Source organism: Burkholderia sp. HMSC10F09, assembly GCF_001806955.1.
GTDB classification, from domain to species: domain Bacteria; phylum Pseudomonadota; class Gammaproteobacteria; order Burkholderiales; family Burkholderiaceae; genus Burkholderia; species Burkholderia multivorans.
In genome coordinates this window covers 53,979-63,262 of record NZ_KV786629.1, presented here as the reverse complement: position 1 = coordinate 63,262, position 9,284 = coordinate 53,979, and the positions used below count along the sequence as shown (strand labels likewise).

At 68.2% G+C, this 9,284-nt stretch carries 7 protein-coding genes and 1 pseudogene; 4 read left to right on the top strand and 4 right to left on the bottom strand.

The window, feature by feature from the left end:
* On the top strand, positions 1–616 hold a 616-nt coding region (locus tag HMPREF3115_RS09085; RefSeq protein WP_141751660.1), incomplete at its 5' end, for an MFS transporter.
* On the opposite strand, the gene HMPREF3115_RS09080 is transcribed toward HMPREF3115_RS09085, so the two are convergent.
* On the bottom strand, positions 598–1,755 hold the full coding sequence (locus tag HMPREF3115_RS09080) for an iron-containing alcohol dehydrogenase (RefSeq protein ID WP_006409893.1): 1,158 nt from the start codon (positions 1,753–1,755) through the stop codon (positions 598–600). The two genes, HMPREF3115_RS09085 and HMPREF3115_RS09080, sit on opposite strands and share 19 nt — an antisense overlap.
* 356 nt (positions 1,756–2,111) lie before the next feature.
* Between HMPREF3115_RS09080 and HMPREF3115_RS09075 the strand changes: the two genes are divergently transcribed.
* Positions 2,112–3,500 carry a uracil-xanthine permease family protein gene (locus tag HMPREF3115_RS09075; RefSeq protein ID WP_006403922.1) on the top strand — a complete coding sequence of 463 codons (1,389 nt, stop codon included), beginning with the start codon at positions 2,112–2,114 and terminating at the stop codon, positions 3,498–3,500.
* Between the two features lie 296 nt (positions 3,501–3,796).
* Entirely contained in the window at positions 3,797–4,066 is a 270-nt protein-coding gene (locus tag HMPREF3115_RS09070) for a hypothetical protein (RefSeq protein WP_006403923.1), read from the top strand.
* A gap of 370 nt (positions 4,067–4,436) precedes the next feature.
* Here HMPREF3115_RS09070 and HMPREF3115_RS09065 read toward each other — a convergent pair whose 3' ends face one another.
* From HMPREF3115_RS09065 to HMPREF3115_RS09055, 3 genes are all read right to left on the bottom strand, one after another.
* Positions 4,437–5,621: a fumarylacetoacetate hydrolase family protein gene (locus HMPREF3115_RS09065; RefSeq protein WP_069221200.1), complete on the bottom strand. Its 1,185-nt coding sequence runs from the start codon at positions 5,619–5,621 to the stop codon at positions 4,437–4,439.
* A gap of 24 nt (positions 5,622–5,645) precedes the next feature.
* Positions 5,646–7,427 carry an IlvD/Edd family dehydratase gene (locus HMPREF3115_RS09060; RefSeq protein WP_065495215.1) on the bottom strand — a complete coding sequence of 594 codons (1,782 nt, stop codon included), beginning with the start codon at positions 7,425–7,427 and terminating at the stop codon, positions 5,646–5,648.
* A gap of 181 nt (positions 7,428–7,608) precedes the next feature.
* Entirely contained in the window at positions 7,609–8,610 is a 1,002-nt protein-coding gene (locus HMPREF3115_RS09055) for a LacI family DNA-binding transcriptional regulator (protein ID WP_070554171.1), read from the bottom strand.
* Between the two features lie 364 nt (positions 8,611–8,974).
* On the opposite strand from HMPREF3115_RS09055, the pseudogene HMPREF3115_RS32305 reads away from it, so the two are divergent.
* A pseudogene (locus HMPREF3115_RS32305) lies at positions 8,975–9,284 on the top strand (MFS transporter); the annotation flags it as partial.

The window sequence follows — 9,284 nt, the reverse complement described above, 5'->3', positions numbered from 1 at the left end:
TGCCGGCGCCACCGCGCCGCGCGCGCACGCGCCGCCGTATCGCGCCGTGCTCGGCCGCCCGACGCTGGTCGCCGCGCAGCTCGTGTCGGTCGCGATGATCGGTGGGCATTTCACGCTGTTCTCGTATCTGACGCCGTATCTGCAGGCGGTGCTATCGCCCGGCGCCGCCGCGCTCGAAGCGTTGTACGTCGCGTTCGGCATCGCGGGCGTGATCGGCGCGTGGGCCGGCGGCGCACTGTCCGACCGGCTCGGCGCGCGGCGCGCGCTCGTCGCCTGCCCGGCGCTGTTCGTCGTCGCGATGGCCGTGCTGCCGGCCGCGGTCGCGACGCCGCTCGTGTTCGTACCCGCGATGATGCTATGGGCTGCGGTCAGCTGGGCGATCTCGCCGATCGCGCAGAACCATCTGATCCACGCGGCGCCCGCGCTCGCCGATGCGAGCGTCGGCATCAACGTGTCCGCGATGCATGCGGGCGTCGCGCTCGGCTCCGCATTCGGCGGCGTACTCGTCGAGCGCGGCGCGCTGCTGCTCGCACCGTGGGCCGGCTGCGCGCTGGTCGCGCTCGCGCTGGGCTGCGCGTGCGTCGCCGCGCGATCCGCTCACCACGCGCGCCGATAGATCTCGAGCGCGTCGGCCTCCGTCACTTCGCGCGGATTGTTGACGAGCAGGCGCGTCTGCAGCATCGCGTCCGCGGCCATCCGCGGCAGATCGCCTTCGCCGATGCCGACCTCGCGCAGCGTACGCGGAATGCCGGTCGCGACGATCAGCCGGTCGATCTCGTCGATCAGCGCATGCGTCTTCGCCTCGTCGCTGCCCGTCGCCGACGGCGCGACGATCGCCGCGAGTTCCGCATAGTGCGGCGCGGCCGCTTCCGCGTTGAAGCGCAGCACATGCGGCAGCACGAGCGCGTTCGACAGCCCGTGCGGCACGTGAAAAATGCCGCCGACCGGATACGCGAGCGCATGCACGGCCGCGACCGGCGCGTTCGCGAACGCCTGCCCCGCGAACATTGCGCCGACCAGCATCGCTTCGCGCGCGTGCCGGTCCTGGCCGTCGTCGCATGCGGCGAGCAGATTGCGCGACAGCAGCGTCAGCGCCTGCACGGCCAGCATGTCGGACACCGGATTCTTCAGCCGCGCGGACGTGTAGGCCTCGATTGCATGCACCATCGCGTCGATGCCGGTCGCGGCGGTCGCCGCGCGCGGCAGCCCGAGCGTCAGCTCGGCGTCGAGGATCGCTACGTCGGCGAACAGATGCGGCGACACGACGCCCATCTTGCGCGCCTCGCCCACCGTGACGATCGACACGGCCGTCACCTCCGAGCCGGTGCCGGCCGTCGTCGGCATCTGCACGAGCGGCAGCCGCTCGGTGTCGACCTTGTCGACGCCGTACATGTCGGCGAGCGCCTGCCGCCCCGGCGCGAGCACGGCGATCAGCTTCGCGACGTCCATCGACGAACCGCCGCCGAGACCCAGCACGATTTGCGCATCGGCCGCGACCGCGCGCGCCGTCGCGTCGAGCACCACGCGCTCGGGCGGATCGGCGATCACGTCGTCGATCACGGTCACCTGCCAGCCGTGCGCGGCGAGACTGTCGAGCGCGGGCGCGAGCACGCCGCTGCGGTGCAGGAACGCGTCGGTCACCACGCACAGCCGCGCCAGCGCCGGAAAGCGCTCGCGCAGCAGCGCGCCGAGCCGGCGCGCGGCGCCGTATTCGACGATCAGCGTCGGGACGGTGCGGAATTGAAACGGGTTCATCGGGCCTCCGGTGGCGTCGCCGCGCCGGGGTCCGGCTGCACGATGCGGCGGGCACGGCTGGCGAGCCATCGAATGATCGCGCCGACGCCGCGCCGCTGCAAATGCGGCGTTTCCCGATGGGCGACGGCAGCGGTGCGGCGTGGCCGCGCATGCTGCGCGGGCCACGAACGCGACGCGGTACGACTGCCGGCGACTACCGGTCCGCCCGACGGCCGCGCGCGCCAACGGCCTGCCGCATCGCTTGCCGCGTGCGTGCCGCACGCCGCCGCGCGGCCCGAATACCGGCGATCCGCGCCGGCGCCGTCGGGCCCTTCGGCTAAAATGCCGCACTTTCCATCCTGTCCGGCCCGCTCGCCATGCAACCCGCCTCCCACGCCCAATCCGCCTCCCACGGCGCCGACGACGCAGAATCGGCCCGCGACCTCGTCTACGGCCCGAACGACCGCCCTGCGCCGATGGTCGCGTTCGTCGCCGCGCTCCAGCATCTGCTCGCGATCATCGTGCCGATCGTCACGCCCGGCCTGCTGATCTGCCAGGCGCTCGGCGTGTCGAGCCACGACACGACGCTGATCGTCTCGATGTCGCTCGTCATCTCCGGGATCGCGACCTTCGTCCAGTGCAAACGTTTCGGCCCGCTCGGCGCCGGGCTGCTGATCGTCCAGGGCACGAGCTTCAACTTCGTCGGCCCGCTGATCGCGGGCGGCAGCCTGATGGTCAAGCAAGGCACGCCGGTCGAGACCGTGATGGCCGCGATTTTCGGCGTCGTGATCGCCGGATCGTTCGTCGAAATGGGCGTGTCGCGCATCCTGCCGTTCGTGAAGCGGCTGATCACGCCGCTCGTCACGGGCATCGTCGTGCTGCTGATCGGCCTCACGCTGATCAAGGTCGGGCTCGTCAGCATGGGCGGCGGCTACGGCGCGATGGCGAAAGGCACGTTCGCGAGCGCGCAAAACCTGACGCTGTCGTGCCTCGTGCTCGGCACGATCATCCTGCTGAACCGCGTGCCCGTCGTCTGGGTGCGCAGCACCGCGCTCGTCATCGCGCTCGCGATCGGCTACGCCGCCGCCGCGTTCCTCGGCCGCCTCGATTTCACCGGCATGCATCAGGCCGCCGTGTTCCAGGTGCCGACGCCGCTGCATTTCGGGATCGGCTTCTCGTGGTCGCTGTTCGTGCCGATGCTGATCATCTACCTCGTCACCTCGCTCGAAGCGATCGGCGACGTCACGGCCACCAGCAAGATCTCGAAGGAGCCCGTCGAAGGCCCGGTGTGGATGCAGCGGATCAAGGGCGGCGTGCTCGTGAACGGCGCGAACTCGCTGCTCGCCGGCGTGTTCAACACGTTCCCGAGCTCGGTGTTCGCGCAGAACAACGGCGTGATCCAGATCACGGGCGTCGCGAGCCGCTACGTCGGCATCTGGATTGCCGCGATGCTCGTCGTGCTCGGCCTCTTCCCCGTCGTCGCCGGCGCGCTGCAGGCGGTTCCGGAACCGGTCCTGGGCGGCGCGGCGATGGTGATGTTCGGCGCGGTCGCGGCCTCCGGCATCAACATCCTCGCGGGCATCCAGCTCGATCGGCGCGCGCTGCTGATCATCGCGGTGTCGCTCGCGCTCGGTCTCGGCGTATCGCAGGTGCCCGACATCCTGAACAGCCTGCCGCACGCGCTGAAGAACGTGCTCGAATCGGGCGTCGCGACGGGCGGCATCTGCGCGCTCGTCATGAACTGGTTCTTGCCTGAGAAGAAGTAATCAAAACAACACGGCGGCCCGCAGCGCGGGCCGCTTATTTCCCCACTTTCCCCATCGCCATGCCCGCCGCATGCGGCCGCGCGTCTCGTCCCTTAATTCCGGGAACAAAATTTGTTACCTGAAAACGACCGTGGCACTATTTAATTGTTTTGACGGATTAAGCAATCCCGGCGAATATTCGCGTCACCCGCCAGTTAGCAGTTCCCGAAAACATCGCTAGTGGAAACAAAAAACGTCTTATAGGCCGGGCGCCTCACGCTGCTTCACCACTGTTTTTAACGATTCAAGGGGAAGACATGACGCCTTTGTCACAGAGTCTGCGTACCAAGCAGTCAACAAACGTATCCAACGCGACGCCCGTCTTCTGGAAGTCGGCGCCGCTCGTCGCCGAACCGGAAGAGCCGAAACCGCCGACGCCGGATCTGCGTGACTTCTTCGCCGCCGCGGCCCTGCAGGGCCTGCTGTCGCGCGACGCCGGCCGCAACGTGTCGACGATCGCCGACTACGAATCGAAACGGGCGGTTTGTGCGTACCGGCTGGCAGACGAGATGCTGAAAGCGCGATAAAGAAAAGCCGGTTTTCGCACGGCGGATGCGCAATCGCCGACTCGGGGGACGGGAATGGAAATTGCGCAATCCGCACGGTGAAACGACACCCCAATCGCCCGGTTTTTAATATGACGATTGGGGTGTTTTCATTGATGAACGATTATATGAACCGGTGATAACGAGAATATTCGGTTATTCGATTTTGCTTATTCCCGGTATCCGCAAACGATTCAAATGGCGCCGCGTTTCGCCGCGCCGTATCGGCAGCCGATAATCGGCGCGGTTTTGCATCGCGCCGTTCCTCCGAACCAAGACTTTCCTTTCGCGAATGCGCCGCTCGGCTGCCGCACGCGTCGTGGTCCGTCGCCACGGCGAACCGGCCGGCCGGTTACTGCGCACCCAGCAGCCCGCGCTGCGCGAGGTTGCGATAGAGCGCGCGCACGCCGAACGTCCACGGCGCGACCTCCGTGCATCGCTTCACCGTATTGACGAGCGCACCGAGCTGCGGCGCCGAGATCGTTACCACGTCGCCGACGTGGTGCGTGAAGCCGCCGCCCGGCGTGTCGCGATCCGCGATCGGCGAGAACATCGTGCCGAGAAACAGCATGAAGCCGTCCGGATACTGATGATGCGCGCCATACGTTTGCGCGACGAGATCGGTCGGATCGCGGCTGATCTCGCGCATGTGACTGATGCCGTCGAGCACGAAGCCGTCGTCCGCGCCTTCGACGCGCAGCGACACGCTCGCGCTGCGCACCGAATCGAGCGTAAAGCGCGCATCGAACACGCGCACGAACGGCCCGATCGCGCACGACGCGTTGTTGTCCTTGCACTTGCCGAGCAGCAGCGCCGAGCGCCCCTCGATGTCGCGCAGATTCACGTCGTTGCCGAGCGTCGCGCCGACGATCTCGCCGCGCGCGTTGACCGCGAGCACGATCTCGGGCTCCGGGTTGTTCCAGACCGATGCCGGCAGCAATCCGACGTCCGCGCCGAAACCGACCGCCGACATCGGCTGCGATTTCGAGAACACCTCGGCGTCGGGGCCGATGCCGACTTCCAGATACTGGGACCACGCGCCGCGCCGCTGCAGTTCGTCCTTCAGCCGCATCGCGGCATCGGAGCCCGGGCGGATCTTCGACAGATCCGCGCCGATCACGCTGCTGATCGTGTCGCGTACCGCGCGCGCCTTCGCCGGATCGCCGCCCGCCTGCTCCTCGATCACGCGCTCGACGAGGCTCACCGCGAACGTCACGCCGCATGCCTTGATCGCCTGCACGTCGCAGGGCGCGAGCAGCGTCGGGCCCGCGCCGCTGCCGTCGCGCGTCGCGGCGAGCAGCGCGTCGGCGCGACCGAGCGATTCGCCGGCCGCATGGCGCACGACGTCGAGCAGATCCGCGCGGTCGAACAGATCGGCCGTCGTCGGCACCGTGCGCGTGATGTCGTACACCTCGCCGCGCCTCACGACGACGACGCTCGGCCCCGCGTGCGCGCCATCGCGGCGCCACACGCGTCCGACGAGCAGCGCGTCGTCGAGATCGGTCGGCAGACAAGCGGAAACAGGAAGCGTATTCATGGCGGTATTCCGTCGGTTAGCGGATCAATGGGAATGACGCGGCTCGCCGCGCTCGGCGATCACCTTCAGATACAAGGTCGCGGGCTCGAGGCAGCCGCCGGTCGACAGTTGCCCGACGAACTGCCGATACAGTTCCTGCCAAGGCGTTTGCGACGGCGGCACCTGGAATTCGGCGGATTCGCGGCGGCGCGCCAGCTCGTCGTCCGGCACCAGCACGTCGACGCGCCGCGCGTTCAGATCGACGCGAATCCGGTCGTTCGTGCGCAGCAGCGCGAGGCCGCCGCCCGCCGCCGCTTCCGGCGACATGTTGAGGATCGACGGGCTCGCCGACGTGCCGCTCTGGCGGCCGTCGCCCATGCAGGGCAGCGATTCGACACCGCGCTTGACGAGCTCCGCCGGCGGCGCCATGTTGACGACCTCCGCACTGCCCGGATAGCCGACCGTCCCGCAGCCGCGGATCACGAGGATGCATCGCTCGTCGATCGCGAGCGCCGGATCGTTGATCCGCGCACGATAGTCCTCGGGGCCGTCGAACACGATCGCACGCGCCTCGAAGACGTTTTCCGCGCCCGGTTCGCTCAGATACGTGCGGCGAAACGCGTCGCCGACGACGGACATCTTCATGATCGCGCTGTCGAAGAAGTTGCCCGACAGCACGATGAAGCCCGCGCCGTGCTTCAGCGGCGCATCGTGCGGCCGGATCACGTCGCCGTCCGCGGCCGGTGCCGCCGCCACGATGTCGGCGATCGTGCGGCCCGACACGGTCATGCAGCCGCGATGAATCAGTCCGGCGGCGTCGAGCTGCCGCAGGATCGCGGGCACGCCGCCCGCGCGATGGAAGCTCTCGCCCAGATATTCGCCGGCCGGCATGCAGTTGGCGAGCAGCGGCACCTGTTCGCCGACGCGCTGCCAGTCGGCGAGGCTCAGCTCGACGCCCATGTGCCGTGCAATCGCAATCAGGTGCGGCGGACAGTTCGTCGACGCCCCGAGCGCCGACGCGACGACGATCGCATTCTCGAACGCGTCGCGCGTCATGATCTGCGACGGGCGCACGTCGTCGCGAACCAGATCGACGATGCGCTTGCCGGTCGCATACGCCATCTGCCCGCGCTCGCGATACGCGGCCGGTATGCTCGCGCAGCCGGGCAGCGACATGCCGAGCGCCTCGGCCAGACAGTTCATCGAGAGCGCGGTGCCCATCGTGTTGCAGTGTCCGATCGATGGCGACGATGCGGTCGTCAGGCGCATGAACCCTTCGTAGTCGATTTCGCCGGCCGCGAGCAGATTGCGTGCATGCCAGATCACGGTGCCCGAGCCGACGCGCTTGCCTTCGTGCCAGCCGTCGAGCATCGGGCCGCCGGACAGCACGATCGCCGGCAGATCGACTGTCGCGGCCGCCATCAGGCAGGCGGGCGTCGTCTTGTCGCAACCGGTGGTCAGCACGACGCCGTCGAGCGGAAAGCCGTGCAGGATTTCGACGAGGCCGAGATAGGCGAGATTGCGGTCGAGCGCGGCGGTCGGACGCCGGCTTTGCTCGGCGAGCGGATGCACCGGGAATTCCATCGGAATGCCGCCGGCGTCGCGAATGCCGGCCTTCACGCGCTCGGCGAGCGCGATGTGATGACGGTTGCACGGCGCGAGGTCGCTGCCCGTCTGCGCGATGCCGATGATCGGCCGGCCCGATTGCAGCTCTTCGCGCGTGAGACCGTAGTTCATGAATCGCTCGACATAGAGCGCCGTCATGTCGGCATGCGACGGATCGTCGAACCACTCCTGGCTGCGCAGCCTGCGCGGGGATTGCGTCATGTCTCCTTCTCCTGCTTTTCTGCTCCGGACGCGCCGGACTCCGTACCGGCCGCTTCGTCGCCGCACGCGCCGAATAGTTACCGGTAACATCAGCGCCGATACTAGCACGCGCCGGCGCGTCGCACCAGGCATCGACGATAGGAAAGCAGGCGCCGCCGCGCGACGCGATCGTCGCGCCGCGCTACGCGCTGTCGCGCTCGACGATGCGGTACTCGATCCGCACCTTCTTCGCGACGCGCGCCGATTCCGCGGCGTCGGCGTCGGCCGCGTCGAGCGCCGCGAGCAGCATCTCGCCGGTACGGCGCCCGATGCCGAGTGCGTCGACGGACATCGTCGTGATCGTCGGATGGCAGCACGACGCGACCTCGAAATTGCCGAAGCCGGCGATCGCGATGTCGTCCGGCACCGCGATCCCGCGCCGATGACACTCCATGATCGCGCCGAATGCCGACATGTCGCTGACGCACATCACCGCCTGCGTGTCCGGCCATTGCGCGAGCAGTGCGGCCATCGCGGGGCCGCCGTGACTCATCGTCACGGGCGCATCGCCGAGCCGCACGACGCGCGGAGCGAGGCCGAGCGCCTTCATCTCCTGCAGATAGCCGCGCAGCCGCTCAAGGCCGCGCCGGTCGAGATCGCCGGCGCCCGCGAGAAAGCCGATACGCCGATGCCCTTTGCCCGCGAGGTAGCGCACCATTTCGCGCGCGGCCTTCGCGTTCGAGAAGCCGACGACGCGATCGACCGGATCGGCCGGCCAGTCCCACATCTCGACGATCGGTACGTCCGTGCGCTCAAGCAGTTGCCGCGTCGCGTCGGTATGCTGCGCGCCCGTCAGCGCGATCGCACGCGGCTGATAGCGCAGCAGCTGGCGCACCAGACGTTCCTCGCGCTCGAGCGAATAATCGGTGTCGCCGATGAGCAGCTGCAGGCCGTGCGGTTCGAGCGCCTCGGTCAGGCCCTGCACCGTATCCGAGAAGTTCGAACTCGACAGCGACGGCACCAGCACCGCGACGAACTCCGAACGCCCGGACGACAGCGCGCCGGCCGCCGCATCGGCCACGTAGCCGAGCTGCTCGATCGCGCGCTGCACGCGCTCGCGCGTTGCCGCCGACACGCTGCGATCGGCAAGCACGCGCGAGACGGTCATCTTCGACACGCCGGCCAGGCGCGCGACGTCGGACATGCGGGGCGGTGTGGTCTTGGTAGCGGCGGCGGATTTGGCCATCGACGATCGGAGCGGGGTTGAAACGACCGTATGATAGCCGCAAGCGGTGGCCCGCCGGCATCGCGGGCGGGTGTCGCCGCAGCGTCGCCCCCTCCTCTCACCCTCGCGCTGCGCAGCCTTGGCGGCCGCTTCGCACATCGATATTCATGTCGCGTATCCAAGGCATGCGCGGGTAATCCCGAATCCCGATCGCCACGCAAACCGCACCGATCCGGCTTGCCGCGGCCGACCGCGCGTGCTACTTTAGTTACCGGTAACATTTCAGCCGGGCAGCCAACGTGCGCAACGCTCCGGCACACAAGTACAAATCCGGAGACACGTCATGCCCATACTCACCGAGACCGCGGCATCGGCCGCGCCTGTCGACGAAACCGAAGAGCGCGTCTATCGCAAGGTGCTGCGCCGCGTGCTGCCGCTCTTGCTGCTCTGCTACGTGGTCGCGTACCTCGACCGCGTCAACGTCGGTTTCGCGAAGCTGCAGATGCTCGATTCGCTCGGCCTCAGCGATACCATCTACGCCGTCGGCGCCAGCATCTTCTTCTGGGGATACTTTCTGTTCGAAATCCCGAGCAATCTGTTGCTGCATCGCTACGGCGCGCGGTTCTGGATCGCGCGGATCATGATCACGTGGG